At 71.3% G+C, this 13,918-nt stretch carries 18 protein-coding genes; 11 read left to right on the top strand and 7 right to left on the bottom strand.

Annotated elements, in window-relative coordinates:
* Window position 1: 1 nt before the first annotated feature.
* The 5 genes from HAV40_RS20835 (at window position 2) to HAV40_RS20815 (ending at window position 4,641) form a co-directional block, all read left to right on the top strand.
* The gene (locus tag HAV40_RS20835; RefSeq protein ID WP_196279910.1) at window positions 2–178 is read left to right on the top strand and encodes a DUF6104 family protein; all 177 of its coding nucleotides are present in this window, start codon (window positions 2–4) and stop codon (window positions 176–178) included.
* A 111-nt stretch (window positions 179–289) separates the two neighbouring features.
* Window positions 290–994 (top strand): DUF433 domain-containing protein, encoded by a 705-nt coding sequence (locus HAV40_RS20830; protein WP_166383777.1) that lies wholly within the window; start codon window positions 290–292, stop codon window positions 992–994.
* Window positions 995–1,000: 6 nt separating this feature from the next.
* Window positions 1,001–1,426, top strand: a complete 426-nt coding sequence (locus HAV40_RS20825; RefSeq protein WP_166383775.1) for a PIN-like domain-containing protein — start codon at window positions 1,001–1,003, stop codon at window positions 1,424–1,426.
* Between the two features lie 45 nt (window positions 1,427–1,471).
* On the top strand, window positions 1,472–3,550 hold the full coding sequence (gene pta / locus HAV40_RS20820) for a phosphate acetyltransferase (protein ID WP_166383773.1): 2,079 nt from the start codon (window positions 1,472–1,474) through the stop codon (window positions 3,548–3,550).
* Window positions 3,547–4,641 carry an acetate kinase gene (locus HAV40_RS20815; protein WP_166383771.1) on the top strand — a complete coding sequence of 365 codons (1,095 nt, stop codon included), beginning with the start codon at window positions 3,547–3,549 and terminating at the stop codon, window positions 4,639–4,641. The genes pta and HAV40_RS20815 overlap by 4 nt, the downstream gene beginning before the upstream one ends.
* 52 nt (window positions 4,642–4,693) lie before the next feature.
* On the opposite strand, the gene HAV40_RS20810 is transcribed toward HAV40_RS20815, so the two are convergent.
* A complete protein-coding gene (locus tag HAV40_RS20810) occupies window positions 4,694–5,143 on the bottom strand; it encodes a LysM peptidoglycan-binding domain-containing protein (protein ID WP_166383769.1) in 450 nt (149 codons plus the stop codon).
* A 140-nt stretch (window positions 5,144–5,283) separates the two neighbouring features.
* On the opposite strand from HAV40_RS20810, the gene HAV40_RS20805 reads away from it, so the two are divergent.
* A complete protein-coding gene (locus HAV40_RS20805; RefSeq protein WP_166383767.1) occupies window positions 5,284–5,829 on the top strand; it encodes a GNAT family N-acetyltransferase in 546 nt (181 codons plus the stop codon).
* Window positions 5,830–5,920: 91 nt separating this feature from the next.
* Window positions 5,921–6,175 carry a hypothetical protein gene (locus tag HAV40_RS20800; RefSeq protein WP_239086476.1) on the top strand — a complete coding sequence of 85 codons (255 nt, stop codon included), beginning with the start codon at window positions 5,921–5,923 and terminating at the stop codon, window positions 6,173–6,175.
* Window positions 6,176–6,182: 7 nt separating this feature from the next.
* Here the strand turns inward: HAV40_RS20800 and HAV40_RS20795 are convergent, their stop codons facing one another.
* The 3 genes from HAV40_RS20795 to HAV40_RS20785 all read right to left on the bottom strand — a co-directional run bounded on the left by HAV40_RS20795 (window position 6,183) and on the right by HAV40_RS20785 (window position 9,026).
* A complete protein-coding gene (locus HAV40_RS20795) occupies window positions 6,183–7,154 on the bottom strand; it encodes a zinc-binding dehydrogenase (protein WP_166383765.1) in 972 nt (323 codons plus the stop codon).
* Window positions 7,155–7,299: 145 nt separating this feature from the next.
* A complete protein-coding gene (locus HAV40_RS20790; protein ID WP_166384135.1) occupies window positions 7,300–8,424 on the bottom strand; it encodes an NAD(P)-dependent malic enzyme in 1,125 nt (374 codons plus the stop codon).
* 233 nt (window positions 8,425–8,657) lie between these two features.
* The gene (locus tag HAV40_RS20785) at window positions 8,658–9,026 is read right to left on the bottom strand and encodes a S24/S26 family peptidase (RefSeq protein WP_166383763.1); all 369 of its coding nucleotides are present in this window, start codon (window positions 9,024–9,026) and stop codon (window positions 8,658–8,660) included.
* Window positions 9,027–9,063: 37 nt separating this feature from the next.
* On the opposite strand from HAV40_RS20785, the gene sodN reads away from it, so the two are divergent.
* Together sodN and HAV40_RS20775 are read left to right on the top strand one after the other, a co-directional pair.
* Window positions 9,064–9,474 (top strand): superoxide dismutase, Ni, encoded by a 411-nt coding sequence (gene sodN, locus HAV40_RS20780; protein WP_144122344.1) that lies wholly within the window; start codon window positions 9,064–9,066, stop codon window positions 9,472–9,474.
* Between the two features lie 128 nt (window positions 9,475–9,602).
* Window positions 9,603–10,004 (top strand): ATP-binding protein, encoded by a 402-nt coding sequence (locus HAV40_RS20775; RefSeq protein WP_166384133.1) that lies wholly within the window; start codon window positions 9,603–9,605, stop codon window positions 10,002–10,004.
* A 185-nt stretch (window positions 10,005–10,189) separates the two neighbouring features.
* Here the strand turns inward: HAV40_RS20775 and HAV40_RS20770 are convergent, their stop codons facing one another.
* Window positions 10,190–10,594: a hypothetical protein gene (locus HAV40_RS20770; protein WP_166383761.1), complete on the bottom strand. Its 405-nt coding sequence runs from the start codon at window positions 10,592–10,594 to the stop codon at window positions 10,190–10,192.
* A 91-nt stretch (window positions 10,595–10,685) separates the two neighbouring features.
* On the opposite strand from HAV40_RS20770, the gene HAV40_RS20765 reads away from it, so the two are divergent.
* Both HAV40_RS20765 and HAV40_RS20760 read left to right on the top strand, forming a co-directional pair.
* Window positions 10,686–11,627, top strand: a complete 942-nt coding sequence (locus HAV40_RS20765; RefSeq protein WP_166383759.1) for a diacylglycerol/lipid kinase family protein — start codon at window positions 10,686–10,688, stop codon at window positions 11,625–11,627.
* A gap of 410 nt (window positions 11,628–12,037) precedes the next feature.
* Window positions 12,038–12,292, top strand: a complete 255-nt coding sequence (locus tag HAV40_RS20760) for a WhiB family transcriptional regulator (RefSeq protein WP_120318209.1) — start codon at window positions 12,038–12,040, stop codon at window positions 12,290–12,292.
* A 154-nt stretch (window positions 12,293–12,446) separates the two neighbouring features.
* Here HAV40_RS20760 and HAV40_RS20755 read toward each other — a convergent pair whose 3' ends face one another.
* Complete coding sequence (locus HAV40_RS20755; protein WP_166383757.1) at window positions 12,447–13,190, bottom strand: sirohydrochlorin chelatase; 744 nt, start codon at window positions 13,188–13,190, stop codon at window positions 12,447–12,449.
* Window positions 13,180–13,890 (bottom strand): phosphoadenylyl-sulfate reductase, encoded by a 711-nt coding sequence (locus HAV40_RS20750; RefSeq protein ID WP_239086478.1) that lies wholly within the window; start codon window positions 13,888–13,890, stop codon window positions 13,180–13,182. The genes HAV40_RS20755 and HAV40_RS20750 overlap by 11 nt, the downstream gene beginning before the upstream one ends.
* Window positions 13,891–13,918 lie beyond the last annotated feature (28 nt).

Genomic DNA, 13,918 nt, shown 5'->3' with positions numbered 1-13,918 from the left:
CATGTACTTCACCGATCGCGGCATCGAGGAGCTGGTCGAGCGCCGGGGCGACGAGCAGGTCACCCTGGAGTGGCTGGCCGAGCGCCTGCGCGACTTCATCGACCTGAACCCCGAGTTCGAGACCCCCGTCGAGCGCTTCGCCACCTGGCTCGCCCGCCTCGACGAGGACGAAGAGTAGCGATGTTCCCCGCTTGAGCATTCACGTGTGACGGGTGGCGTCCGCCCCCGGTAATGTGCGTATCGACGACGACGCACGTCGTCGGACCTGGTGCGGAGGCGAGGTGCATCGATGACCGCGGCGACGCTGGACCGGCACCTCACCACGCCGATCTACTCGTTCGCCGACGGCGCGCGGATGCTCGGCATGCCTCCCAACACCCTGCACAACTGGGCAACCGGCTACGTGCTCAAGCGCGCGGACGCGCCGCCCTCGGTCGCCTACCCGCTCGTCACCAGCTCGGCGAAACGGCCGGGCAGCCGGGCCGTGCTGCCCTTCGTCGGCCTCGCCGAGGCATACGCCCTGCTGGCCTTCAAAGAGGCGGGCGTGCCCGTCCTGCGGATCCGTCCGGCCGTCAAATGGCTCGACGAGCACCTGGGTCTGCCGCAGGCCCTGGCGAGCGAACGGCTCATGACCGACGGGGCCGAGGTGCTGTACGACTTCGCCCACCACGGCGACGACGACGACGCCCGCGAGGCGATCGAGGGACTGGTCGTCGTGCGCAGCGGGCAGCAGGTCTTCCGGCCGGTCGTCGAGCAGTTCCTGAAGCGGGTCACCTACCGCAACGGCTGGATCAGCGCGATCCGGCTCCCCAGCTACCAGGCTGACGTCATCGCTGACCCGCTCATCAACGGCGGTCTGCCCACCCTGCGCCGACGCGGCGTGCGGGTGGCCGACGTGCTGGGACGGGTGCGGGCCGGAGAGAGTCCCGCTGACGTCGCCGACGACTACGGCCTCGATCCCTCGGAGGTCGTGTCCCTAGCAGGCGCCGGTTAGGAGTCCATGTCGGCGTCCACCCCCGCGCCACTTCTCTTCTTTCTCGATCGCGGTCTGGGCTCCCGGGTGGTTCCTCAACTGCTGCGGGCGGCCGGATGGCAGCTCACGACGATGGACGAGCGATACGGGTTCGAGCAGAGCCAGGCGGTCGCCGACGTCGACTGGATAGCCGAGGCTGCCGAACGTGACGAGGTGATCCTGTGCAAGGACCTCGCCATCGCCCGGAACCCGCTGGAGGCCGAAGCCGTGCGCAGGACGAGCGCCCGTATCTTCGGCCTGGCCAACGCGCGTTTGACCGGGCACGACGCCGGTCGTCTCTTCCTGCACCACCAGGCACAGATCTTCACCATGGCCGGGCGCGCTGAAGGGCCGTATGTCGTCGCGGTTGCCCAGGACACGATCCGCCGCCGCCGATTGCAGATCAACGGCTAGGTTCCGGTCACCCCGAGGACTCGAACCCGGCGCAGGCCGTACGGTATGACTGTGGCTCGTGGCGTATATGTGACCGGCGTCGAGGCGGGCGGCGGCAAGTCTGCCGTGGCGCTGGGCCTGGCGGAACTGCTCAGCCGACGCGTACGCAGGCTGGGCGTGTTCCGCCCGCTGACCCGTGACGACGGCGAGACCGACCCGATCGTGGCGCTGCTGCGCAGCCGCTACGGCACCGTCGGCGCGGCCGGGCCGAGCTACCAGCACGCGTCGGAGCTGCTGGGCGCGCACCGGGTCGACGACCTGGTCGGCGAGATCCTGGAGCACTACCACGCGCTGGAGCGCTCCTGCGACGCCGTGATCGTGGTGGGCACCGACTTCGGCCGCACCCTGGGCGAGGGCCACGACGAGCCTTCGCTGCCCGAGGAGTTGCAGCTGAACCTGCGGATCGCGGGCGAGCTGGGCGCGTCGGTGCTGCCCGTGGTCAACGGGCACCGCCGCGACTCCGGTGACATCGCCGACGCCGTGCGCGCCGCCTACTACGCCTGTGACGAGCTGCCGGTGCTGGCGGTGATCGCCAATCGGGTGGCGCCGGGCGCGGACTCGCGCCTGCCGTCGCTGCCCGTGCCGGTGTACGCCATCCCGCTGCTGCCCGCGATCGCCGCGCCGACGGTCGCCGAGGTGGCCGCCGCGTTGCAGGCCACGCCGGTGCACGGCGCGACGCCGGGCGCGCTGGCCCGCGACGTGGTCAGTGCCGTGGTGGGCGCGGCGTCGGTGCCGACGTTCCTGGAGCATCTGCGGGACAACTGCCTGGTGGTGACGCCGGGCGACCGGGCGGATCTGATCGTGGCGACGTTCGCCGCGCACCTGGGCGGGCAGGCCGCGGTGTCGGGGCTGCTGCTGACGCTGGGCGTGGAGCCCGATCCGCGGGTGGTGGCGCTGGTGAGCCGGTTCCGCGTGGAACTGCCGATCTTCACGGTGCCGTCGGACAGCTACGACACGGTCGCGGCGCTGACCGGCCTGGAGGGCCGCCTACGCGGCGACAACCAGCGCAAGGTCGACGCGGCGCTGGGCCTGTTCGAGTCGCACGTGGACTCGATCGAGCTGGCCGGGCGGCTGGACCTGAGCCGGCCGGACCGCGTCACGCCGCTGATGTTCGAGTACGAGCTGATCGAACGGGCCCGTGCCGACCGCCGCCACGTGGTGCTGCCGGAGGGGGTCGAGGAGCGCATCCTGCGGGCCGCCGAGGCGCTGAACCGGCGTGGCGTGTGCGATCTGACCCTGCTCGGGCCGGTGGACGAGATCGAGCAGAAGGCGCGGGAGCTGGGCTTGGACCTGGGCGACGCGCGGTTGGTGAACCCGGCGGACGCCCGCTGGCGGTCGGAGTTCGCGACCGAGTACGCCAGGATGCGCGCGCACAAGGGCATGACCCGCGACATCGCGTACGACCTGATGACCAATGTGAACTACTTCGGCACGATGATGGTGCACACCGGCCGGGCCGACGCGATGGTCTCCGGCGCGGTGCACCCGACGGCCGACACGATCCGCCCGGCGTTCGAGATCATCAAGACGCAGCCGGGGGTCGGGGTCGCCTCGAGCGTGTTCTTCATGTGCCTGGCCGACCACGTGCTGGTGTACGGCGACTGCGCGATCAATCCCGATCCGACCCCCGAGCAGCTGGCCGACATCGCGCTGTCGTCGGCGGAGACGGCGGCCCGGTTCGGGGTGGAGCCGAGGGTGGCGATGCTGTCCTACTCGACCGGCGGTTCGGGGCAGGGCGCCGAGGTGGACAAGGTCGCGCTGGCCACCAAGCTGGTCCGCGAGCGCCGCCCGGATCTGCCGGTGGAGGGGCCGATCCAGTACGACGCGGCGGTCGACCCGAGCGTCGCCGCGACGAAGCTGCCGGGCAGCGAGGTCGCCGGGCGGGCCACCGTGCTGATCTTCCCGGACCTGAACACGGGCAACAACACGTACAAGGCCGTGCAGCGCTCGGCGGGCGCGGTCGCGGTGGGCCCGGTCATGCAGGGTCTGCGCAAGCCGGTCAACGACCTGTCGCGCGGCGCGACGGTGCGCGACATCATCTCGACCGTGGCCATCACCGCGATCCAGTCTCAGGTGGTCTCATGAAGATCCTCGTGCTCAACTGCGGCTCGGCCTCGGTGAAGTGGGGCCTGTACGCCGACGGCAAGCCTATCGACGGCGGGCTGATCGAACGGGTCACCGACTGCGCCCAGGCGGTCCGCGAGGTGCTGTTCACGACGGACGTCTCCGACGTGGACGCGGTCGGGCACCGGGTGGTGCACGGCGGGCTGCGCTTCACGACGCCGACGCTGGTCGACGACGAGGTGCTGGACGCGGTGACCCGGCTGGTGCCGCTCGCACCGCTGCACAACCCGGTGAACCTGGAGGGCATCGCGATCGCCCGCGAGATGCTGCCGGGGGTGCCGCAGGTCGCCGTCTTCGACACGGCGTTCCACCGGACGATCCCGCCCGCGCAGGCGATGTACGCCATCGACGTCGAGGTGGCGCAGGAGAACGGGATCGCCCGCTACGGCTTCCACGGCACGTCCCACGCGTACGTGTCGCACCGGACCGCCGAGCTGCTGGGCCGGGACCCGGCCGGGCTCAACGTGATCTCGCTGCACCTGGGCAACGGGGCCAGCGCCTGCGCGGTGCGCGGTGGGCTGAGCTTCGCCACCAGCATGGGCCTGAGCCCGCTGGAGGGCCTGGTGATGGGCACCCGCAGCGGCAACATCGACCCCGCGGTGGTGTTCCACCTGCACCGGGTGGCCGGGATGTCGTTCGAGGCGATCGACGACCTGCTGAACCAGCGCAGCGGCCTGAAGGGCCTGTGCGGGGACAACGACATGCGTGAGGTGCTGCGCCGCCGCGACGCCGGCGACGAGGCGGCCGCGCTGGCCTTCGACGTGTACTGCGACCGGGTGAAGGCCTACGTCGGCGCTTACTACGCGCTGCTGGGCCGGGTCGACGCGATCACCTTCACGGCGGGCGTGGGCGAGAACGCCGCCCCGGTGCGGGCGGCCTCGCTGTCCGGCCTGGAGGCGATGGGCATCGCGGTGGACCCCGCGCGTAACGGCTCCGGCGAGCGCGGGGAGCGGCTGATCTCGCCCGAGGGCGCGGCGGTGGCCGTCTGCGTGGTGCCCACCGACGAGGAGCTGGAGATCGCCAACCAGACCGCGGAGCTGCTGACCCGCTGAGGGCACGGCACGGCGGCGGGCCGTCGGGCCCGCCGCCGGGTGCTCCGCGTACTCAGTCGGGGATCTTCAGGACCACGCCGACGTTGATCAGGTTCGGGTTGGCGATGTTGTTCGCCTTGGCGATCTTCATGTACTGCCGGCCGTCGCCGTAGTACTGCGCGGCGATGTCCCACAGCGTGTCGCCGGACTTCACCTTGTACGTGCGCTCGGCCTTGGCCGCGGGCGGTGCCTGTGGCTTCGGTGCGGCCGCGGGCGGCGGCGCGGGCTTGGGCGTGGTCGCGGCCGGTTCGGTGATCGGCGGCGCGGCCGCCGGTGGCGGGGCGGGCGCGGCCTGCGGCGGGGCGGCCTGCGCCTTGGCCTGGGCCTGGGCCTGGGCCTCCTGCGCCTTCTTCGCCTCCTCCTCTTCCTTCTTCTTCTTGCCCCAGTTGAACGGGTTCATGAAGCCCGCGGCCTCATGCTCCAGGTTCTCCAGGTGACCCTCTTTGTCCTGAGGCTGGTTCATCAGTACCCCCGTGTCTCTGATCGATCACGACCCGACGCCAGACTAGCGCCGTTTGAAACCGTTTCGGACTGGTTCGACGGAACCTCGGATGGGGCACAATGGCCAGCGTCGTGATCAACCAGCAGCGAAAGAGGACCGGCATGTTCGCACTCCCCCTCGGCGACGGCGCAGAGCTGCGGCCGCTCGAACCGTGGCAGGCCGAGGAGTTCCTGGCACACATCGACCGCGCGCGCGACGACGTCGACCCGTGGATCCCGTGGGCGAGCCGCTCGACCGATCTGGACTCGGCCCGCGCCACGCTGCAGCGCTACGCCGACATGAACGCCGCGGGCACCGGCCGCATCGCCGGCATCTGGCTGGACGGCACGCTGGTGGGCGGCACCATGCTGTTCGGCATGGACGCCGAGTCCGGCAACGGCGAGATCGGGGTATGGCTGGAGCCGGCCGGACAGGGCCGGGGGCTCGTCACCCGGGCGTGCCGGGCGATGCTGGACTGGGCGTTCGGCGAGCGCGGCCTGAGCCGGGTGCAGTGGGTGACCCGGCCGGACAACGCCCGCAGCCTGGCCGTCGCGGCCCGGCTGGGCATGACCCGGGAGGGTGTGCTGCGCGAGTCCTTCCCGTACCGCGGCAGGCGCTATGACAGCGAGTTCTGGTCGGTGCTGGCGCGCGAATGGCCGACCGCCTGAGATCCGGGCTTGCGCATCCTGATCGGACAGACCATCATCAACATTGTTGATGAACATGCCCGATCAGCGGGCAGGTCTCTGGGGAGGGTGCGTGCACGAGCCGATCATGGTGGCGAGCGCTGTCGGGGAGCAGGACGGCAGAGCGGGCCGGACCGAGGCGCCACGAATCGGGGAGGGCGGCCGGGCGGCGTACCCCCGGGTCTCGCCCTGTCTGCACTGCGCCCGCCCGGTGCTGCGCGACAACGACGCCCGCTGGATCCACGCGGATCTGAGCTACGTCTGCCGCGACCCGTGGGGCGGGCTGACGGCGACCACCGCGGAGCCGTCGCCGACCCCGCGCACCTGAGCCGGTCTCAGGCCTGGTGATCGAGCACGATCTTGCCGAAGCCCGCGCCCGCGGCCATCCGCTCGAAGGCCCCGCGGGCGTCGGCGAAGTCGAAGACGGTGTCCACCACCGGCGCGATCTTCCGGGCGGCCATCAGCTCCAGCAGCGCCGCCAGCTCGTCGCGGCTGCCCATGGTCGAGCCGACGATCTCCTGCTGCAGGAAGAAGATCCGGCGCAGGTCCACCGTGGCCAGGTGCCCGGAGGTCGAGCCGGACACCACGATCCGGCCACCCGGCCTGGTGCTCTTGACGGAGTGGTCGAAGGTGGCCTCGCCGACGGTCTCGATCACCACGTCGACGCGCTCGGGCAGCCGCTCGCCCGGGGTCAGCACGGTCGCGCCCAGCCCGGCCGCGTTCTCGCGCTTGGCCGCGTCCCGGCTGGTCGCGTAGACACGCGCGCCGAGCGCCTGGGCCAGCACCACGGCCGCGGTCGCCACACCGCCGCCCGCGCCCTGCACCAGCACGCTACCGCCGGCCTGCAGCCGCCCGCGCGTGGTCAGCATGCGGTACGCCGTCAGCCAGGCCGTCGGCAGGCACGCCGCGTCGGTGAAGGTCATGCCCTCGGGCTTGGGCACCAGGTTGCGCCGGGGCACCGTCACCAGGTCGGCCAGCGTGCCCTGGTGGCGCTCGGAGAGCAGGGAGCGCTTCGGGTCCAGCGTCTCATCGCCGTCCCCGGCGGCCGCGTCGCCGACCACCGCGTGTACGACGACCTCGTTGCCGTCCTCGTCGATCCCGGCGGCGTCGCAGCCCAGGATCATCGGCAACCGCTCGGCGGGCAGCCCCACCCCCCGCAGCGACCACAGGTCGTGATGGTTCAGCGCACTGGCCATCACCCGTACGGTGGTCCACCCTTCGGCGACCTGCGGCTCAGGCCGCTCCCCCACCACAAGCCCCGCCAGCGGGTTGTCCGGATTGATCGACTCGGCATAGACAGCACGCATCCCTCGACGCTAACAGCCACCCCGACTCCACCCCCGCCCACCCTGAGCCTCCGTTAAGGAGGCAGGCGGCCTGCGGTTTCGGCAAAACTGCAGCCATCCCCAGCCCGGTAGCCACAGTTTTCCCGAAACCGCAGCTCGGGGCCGGTCAGGCGCGTACCACGCCCTCGCGGCGGGCGGCGTCGGCGACGGCGGCGGCCACGGCGGGGGCGACCCGCGGGTCGAGCGCGCTGGGCACGATGGCCTCGGCGGAGAGCTCGTCGGCGACCACGTCGGCGATGGCGGTCGCGGCGGCGAGTTTCATGCCCTCGGTGATCCGGGTCGCGCGGGCTTCGAGCGCGCCGCGGAAGATGCCGGGGAAGGCCAGCACGTTGTTGATCTGGTTCGGGAAGTCGCTGCGGCCGGTGGCCACCACGGCGGCGTACCGGTTGGCCACATCGGGGTGCACCTCGGGCGTCGGGTTCGCCAGCGCGAAGATCATCGCGCCGGGGGCCATCCCCGCCACCGCCCGCTCGGGGATCTGTCCACCGGAGACGCCGATGAGCACGTCCGCGCCGTCGAGCGCCGCCTCGATGCCGCCGGTCACCCCGGCCGCGTTGGTCCGCTCGGCCAGTTCGGCCTTGGCCGAGCCGGGCACGAGGTCGGCCCGCCCGGCGTGGATCGCGCCGCGCGAGTCGCAGACGACCACCGCGGACGCCTCGACCCCACCCGCGATCAGCATCTTCGTGACCGCGACCCCGGCCGCGCCCGCACCCGAGACGACCACGCGCAGGTCGCACAGCTTACGGTCGAGCAGGGTCGCCGCGTTGCGCAGCGCCGCGAACACGACCACCGCCGTGCCGTGCTGGTCGTCGTGGAACACCGGGATGTCCAGCGCCTCGACCAGCCGCCGCTCGATCTCGAAGCAGCGCGGCGCGGCGATGTCCTCCAGGTTGATGCCGCCGAAGCTGGGCGCGAGCGCCTTGACGATCGACACGATCTCGTCGGCGTCCTGGGTGTCCAGGCACACCGGCACCGCGTCGACCCCGCCGAACTGCTTGAACAGGATGGCCTTGCCCTCCATCACGGGCATCGCCGCGCGCGGGCCGATGTTGCCCAGGCCGAGCACCGCCGAGCCGTCGGTCACCACCGCGACGGTGTGGCCGACCCAGGTGTAGTCGTCCATCAGGGCCGGGTTCTCGGCGATCGCCTCGCACACCAGCGCCACGCCGGGCGTATAGGCCAGGGACAGGTCTTCTCGGGTACTCAGGGGCACCGTGCTGGCGACGGTCATCTTGCCGCCCCGGTGCCGCTCGAACGCTGGATGATCCACTTTGAACTCCACTATGACGACGCACTCGAGCCGAGTCGGTTCAACGACGGGTCAGCGTTGACACGGCGCGGCGAGGTCACGGGGTTCTCCCGAGGTCAGGAGTCTAGACCCGGGCCTGCACTTGATCAACGATCGGGGCGGCCGGGCGTGGACCATTTCACACCTGGTGGGGACGCTGTCCGGTTCACGTCACCTCACTCATCGGCGGACCCGGCACCGCGGTCCAGCCGGCCCGGACGCGGCCAGTACCGGCAGAGCACCCGGCCGACCACGTCCGCCACGCCGTACGCCCGGGAGTCGTCGGTGACCAGGCCGTTGTCGCCGATCAGCCACCATCCGCCGTCCTGCGCCCGGCGTACGCGCTTGACGACCAGCAGGCCGGGACGGGAGCGGAACCGGGCGACCACCACGTCGCCCGTCCGCACGGGCCGCCCGCCACGGCGCACGAGCAGCATGTCGCCGTGCCGCAGCGTCGGCGCCATGGACGGGCCATGAACTAGTACGGGAAACAGCGGCCAGCGCAAGTGAGCCTCCCCGGCGGAGTAGGGTCGCAAGGGGATCATTGTCCCGTTCAGACCACGTACCTCATGGAGGATCCTGATGCAGTTCTTGAAAGGACGCAGCCTGAAGCCGCGCACGGTGGTCAGCGCTCACTGCGACCTGCCGTGTGGCGTCTACGACCCGGCCCAGGCCCGGATCGAGGCCGAGTCGATCAAGGCCATCTGCGAGAAGTACCAGGCCAACACGGACCCGGAGTTCCGCACCCGGGCGCTGATCATCAAGGAGCAGCGGGCCGAGCTGGTCAAGCACCACCTGTGGGTGCTGTGGACCGACTACTTCAAGGCCCCGCACTTCGAGAAGTACCCGAACCTGAACCAGCTGTTCAACGAGGCCACCAAGCTGGCCGGCGCCGGTGGCACGAAGGGCCAGGCCGACCCGGCCGTGGCCGAGCAGCTGCTGGGCAAGATCGAGGAGATCTCGAAGATCTTCTGGGAGACCAAGCAGGCCTGAGCCTGAACGTCAGCGCCGACGTATGCCGGGTGGCCCGGACGGCCACCCGGCATCACCGGACGACGAATGCGCACAACCGCCCGGCTATGAGCTAGGCTCCGCGCGGGGGGTTGGGCCAGGTGAGTCAGATTCTGCAATCGGCGGCGACGGCGCTTACCGACAACGTCGTCGCTGTCACCGTGCCTGCCGACGGCGGCTGGCTGGGTGTGCTGCGCACAGCGACCGCGGGCCTCGCCGCCCGGCTGCGCTTCGCGGGCGACAAGATCGAGGATCTGCGCATCGCCGTCGATGAGGCGTGCGCGATGCTGCTGGTCATCGCCCCGCCCGGCGGGCAGTTGCACTGCCGCTTCGAGATCGGCGACACCGAGCTGACGGTGGCCATCTCCGCCCCCGTCAACGGCAAGAAGAAACTCCCGGACCAGTCCGCGTTCGCCTGGAAGGTCCTCAGCGGCCTGACCTCACGCGTCGACGCCGAGCAGGCCGACGGCCGCGCCACGATCCGCCTGATCACCGAGCTTCCCACCTCCTGATCCACCCGGCCCCGCTCGCGCCCCTCAGAAGGCGCGATCCGGCCGAAGATCGCTGTCTGGTGCCAAGATCTGCGGTCCAACCTCGGCTTTTGCCCGCAAACAGCGATCATCACCCTGCCCGGGGCCGCCACCACCCCGCCCGGGGCCGCCACCGCCCCGCCCGGTGGGCGGCGGTGCCGCTGCGGTCAGCGCGGGTTCCAGCCGAGCCAGCGGGTGGTGGCGGGGGCCAGGATGAGGGCCATAACGGCGACGGCGGTGATCAGGACGGTCCAGCCGAGCTGGGGCATACCGCCGTTGATCATGAAGTAGGCCGGGGCGCAGAGCATCAGCTCCAGCGCCAGCGACGGCCCGCGGGCACCGGGGCGGCGGCGGGTCAGCGCGCGGGCCAGGGCCCCCAGGCTGCCCCCGATGGCCAGGGCGAACACTGTCACGCCGAGGGCTAGCCGGAGATCGGCGGCGTCGGCGGTCAGGTCGGCGTAGATCAGCACCGCGCCCAGCACGGTGACCGCGAGCGCCTGCAGCCCCATCAGCGCCACCGCGCCGTACAGGGTGGCGGGCGGGCGGGCGATGGTCGTCTCGGCGGCGGACATGAATGACACCCTAGCGAACCTGTGGTGGCCATCGTCTCGCCGCGTACGGGCGGCGTAACGCGAGGTCACCGCACCCGGTACATTCCCGGTCATGCGAGGTCTGCTCGTCGTCAATCCCAAGGCGACCACCACGTCCGCCCGCACCCGCGAGGTGCTGGCCGGCGCGCTGCGCAGCGAGATGGAGCTGACCCTGGGCTTCACCCGCCGCCGCGGCCACGGCTTCGACCTCGCCCGTGACGCCGCGGCCGGGGGCGTGGACGTGGTCGTCGCCCTGGGCGGGGACGGCACCGTCAACGAGGTCGTCAACGGCCTGATGGCGGCCCAGCGGGGCGCGGACGCCCCGGCGCTGGCCGTGGTGCCGGGCGGGTCGACCAACGTCTTCGTACGCGCCCTGGGCCTGCCGCGCCAGGCCGTCGACGCCACCTCGGTGATCCTCAAGGCGCTGCGCCGGGGCACCAGCCGCCGGGTCAGCCTCGGGCTGGCCGACGACCGCTACTTCACCTTCTGCGCGGGCCTGGGCCTCGACGCCGCCGTGGTGCGCCGGGTCGAGCGGGCGCGGCGCAAGGGCCGCCGCTCCACTCCCGGTCTCTATCTGCGCTCCACGCTGGGGCAGTACTTCGTCGAGGGCCGCCGCGAACCGGGCATCGTGCTGGAGGAGCCGGGCGCGGAGCCGTCGGGCGGCCTGGCCAACGTGATCGTGCAGAACACCGCTCCGTGGACCTATCTGGGGGACCGGCCGATCCACGCCAGCCCGCGCGCGTCCTTCGACGGGGGGCTCGATGTGCTTGCGCTGCAAGCCCTCCACCTGCCGAGCACCCTCCATACGGTCACGCAGATGGTGGCCCACCAGCCGGACGACCCCGACGAACGGGGCGATGTCACCGGAAAGAAGATCATGGTGCGCCACGATCTGGCGGAGTTCGTCATCCGTTGCGCCACCCCCCAGGCGTTCCAACTCGACGGGGACTACTTAGGCGAACGCGAAAAGGTGAAATTCACCGCGGTGCCCGGGGCACTGCGCGTAATCTGCTAAGAGTCGCTGCCGAAAGGCTGCGCGGAGCAGATGTGTGTCAATGGGCACAGGTGACACACGCTGGAAATACTGGTGGCCTATTACGCCCCGTACTACATTGATCACTGACTGTCGGTTGTCGGGGGCAAGGGTAACGCCCGGTGATCCGGACAAAACGGTCGTGAGCTTGCTCACCCGTCTGTCCTAATTTCCGGCACCCCCCTTGACATCGCTGGAGTTCGTGAAAGCATTCACAAGCGTACCGAGCGCTGAAGCTGTTGCTCATACACGCGCTGCTGATTTCGGTAGCGGTCCGTAACCAAGTCGGATCGCATCCAAATCGCTTCACGCGCGTTCGCATACAGAGAAGCCCGAACGTACCAAACCAAGCGTTAGCAATTTCCACTGCCATCACAAGGAGTGTTTCCGCCATGGACTGGCGCCACCATTCGGTCTGCCGCGACGAAGACCCGGAGCTGTTCTTCCCCATTGGGACGTCTGGCCCTGCGCTACTTCAGGTCGAACAGGCCAAGAAGGTGTGCGGGCGGTGCCCCGTCTCCACCGAGTGCCTCAAGTGGGCGCTGGAGACCGGGCAGGACGCGGGTGTCTGGGGTGGGATGAGCGAAGAGGAGCGGCGCGCAGTCAAGCGCCGCGGCGGCCTTCGGGTCCGCGCACACTCGCTCTGAGCACCCGCGAAACCGCTACGCCTCACCGCACAACGTAGAAAGCCCCGAGCGCCGCTGCTCCGGGGCTTTTACGTTGTCCGGACCCGGCTACCACACCGAGCGAAACGGTCTGTGAGCGGGGGCTCACGCGGGGTTAAGAGCTGCGGAAACCCGCTCAGACGGCCAGCAGGGCGCGTCGCGGAGCAATGGCGTCCACGCGTTGCAGGACGAGGCGTACGAGCTCTCTCGACGCTCCCAGCGGGGCTGCCGCCCCGATCGCACCCGCCGTGCGGGCGTCGGCGAGCACGGCTTCGTGCAACCGGCCGGGCGCGAGGAAGTACGACGCCACCGCGACCCGGCGTGCCCCACGGGCCCGCAGCGCGGCGACGGCCTCGCCACCGGTGGGCGCGGCCGCGCTGGCGTACGCCGCCACGCACGGCACGCCCAGCCGCGAGGTGAGCGCCCCGGCTACCTCGTCGACCATGGCCCGGCCTGACGCCACGCTCGTGCCCGCCGCGGCGAGCACCACCGCGTCGTAGCGGGTCACCGCCTCGTGCAGCCGCCGGGTCAGCCCGGCCAGCAGCGGCTCGGACACCTCGCCCAGCGTGTCGGCGATGACGCAGTCGAACCCGGCGACCTGGGCGGGCAGGTCCACCCGTCCGTGGTACGCCCGGGTCAGCAGCAGCGGGACGACCACGGGAGCGGGCTCCCCCGCCGCCCGCAGCGCGCCCAGCACGTCGGCCGGGCGCGGGTCGGCCAGCTCCAGGAACGCCACCCGCACGTCCAGTCCGGGGCGCCCAGCCGCGACGCCCCGGGCCAGCGCCCGGGTCGCCGCCTGCGCCCGCGGGTCGCGGGAGCCGTGCGCGACCAGCACCACGGGCGCCGCCGCGGTGCCGGCCGCCGCCGGATCAGGCCGCATGCAGACCGCACTCGGTCTTGTCGAACATGGCCCAGCGACCGGCACGGGCGTCCTCACCCGGCTGGATGCGCCGGGTGCACGGCCAGCAGCCGACCGAGCCGTAGCCCTGGTTGAGCAGCTGGTTGACCGGGATGTCGTAGCGGGCGATGTACTGGTCGACCTCGTCGGTGGTCCAGGTGGCCAGCGGGTTGACCTTGACCTTGCCGCGGGCCTGCTCGAAGTGCACGACGGGGGTGTTGGCCCGGGTCGGCGACTCGTCGCGGCGCAGGCCCGCCGCCCACGCGTCGTACCCCGCCAGCGCGTCCTCCAGCGGCTTGACCTTGCGCAGGTAGCAGCACGAGTCGGGGTCGCGGGAGTAGAGCCGGGGGCCGAAGCGCTCGTCCTGCTCCTCGACGCTGATCTCGGGCCGCACCGTCACCACGGTCACCGGGATGGTGCGGGCGACCTGGTCGCGTACCCGCAGCGTCTCCGGGAAGTGCAGGCCGGTGTCGAGGAAGACGACCTCGATGCCGGGCACCACCCGCGCGGCCACGTGGGCCAGCACCGCGTCGGCCATGGAGCTGGTGACGCAGAAGCGGGGCCCGAACGTCTCGGCGGCCCACCCGATGATCTCCTCGGCCGGCGCGCCCTCCAGCTCGGCTCCGGCCCGGCTGGCCAGGTCCATCAGCTCGGCGGTGGAACGTCGCACGTCGACTGTCATGGCGTCACCCTCCCCAGCAGTCCGATCA

Source organism: Catellatospora methionotrophica (genome assembly GCF_011297335.1).
GTDB lineage: Bacteria > Actinomycetota > Actinomycetes > Mycobacteriales > Micromonosporaceae > Catellatospora > Catellatospora methionotrophica.
Note: the sequence above shows the minus strand (reverse complement) of the source record. Positions and strands in the feature narration are given on the sequence as shown.

Coding starts and splice junctions, on each gene's coding strand:
- HAV40_RS20760 (WP_120318209.1), top strand. CDS start 12,038: ATGGACTGGCGCCACCATTCGGTCTGCCGCGACGAAGACCCGGAGCTG.
- HAV40_RS20810 (WP_166383769.1), bottom strand. CDS start 5,143: ATGAACCAGCCTCAGGACAAAGAGGGTCACCTGGAGAACCTGGAGCAT.
- pta (WP_166383773.1), top strand. CDS start 1,472: ATGACTGTGGCTCGTGGCGTATATGTGACCGGCGTCGAGGCGGGCGGC.
- sodN (WP_144122344.1), top strand. CDS start 9,064: ATGCAGTTCTTGAAAGGACGCAGCCTGAAGCCGCGCACGGTGGTCAGC.
- HAV40_RS20785 (WP_166383763.1), bottom strand. CDS start 9,026: ATGATCCCCTTGCGACCCTACTCCGCCGGGGAGGCTCACTTGCGCTGG.
- HAV40_RS20755 (WP_166383757.1), bottom strand. CDS start 13,190: ATGCGGCCTGATCCGGCGGCGGCCGGCACCGCGGCGGCGCCCGTGGTG.
- HAV40_RS20795 (WP_166383765.1), bottom strand. CDS start 7,154: ATGCGTGCTGTCTATGCCGAGTCGATCAATCCGGACAACCCGCTGGCG.
- HAV40_RS20825 (WP_166383775.1), top strand. CDS start 1,001: ATGTCGGCGTCCACCCCCGCGCCACTTCTCTTCTTTCTCGATCGCGGT.
- HAV40_RS20835 (WP_196279910.1), top strand. CDS start 2: ATGTACTTCACCGATCGCGGCATCGAGGAGCTGGTCGAGCGCCGGGGC.
- HAV40_RS20770 (WP_166383761.1), bottom strand. CDS start 10,594: ATGTCCGCCGCCGAGACGACCATCGCCCGCCCGCCCGCCACCCTGTAC.
- HAV40_RS20815 (WP_166383771.1), top strand. CDS start 3,547: ATGAAGATCCTCGTGCTCAACTGCGGCTCGGCCTCGGTGAAGTGGGGC.
- HAV40_RS20765 (WP_166383759.1), top strand. CDS start 10,686: ATGCGAGGTCTGCTCGTCGTCAATCCCAAGGCGACCACCACGTCCGCC.
- HAV40_RS20790 (WP_166384135.1), bottom strand. CDS start 8,424: ATGACCGTCGCCAGCACGGTGCCCCTGAGTACCCGAGAAGACCTGTCC.
- HAV40_RS20830 (WP_166383777.1), top strand. CDS start 290: ATGACCGCGGCGACGCTGGACCGGCACCTCACCACGCCGATCTACTCG.
- HAV40_RS20805 (WP_166383767.1), top strand. CDS start 5,284: ATGTTCGCACTCCCCCTCGGCGACGGCGCAGAGCTGCGGCCGCTCGAA.
- HAV40_RS20750 (WP_239086478.1), bottom strand. CDS start 13,890: ATGACAGTCGACGTGCGACGTTCCACCGCCGAGCTGATGGACCTGGCC.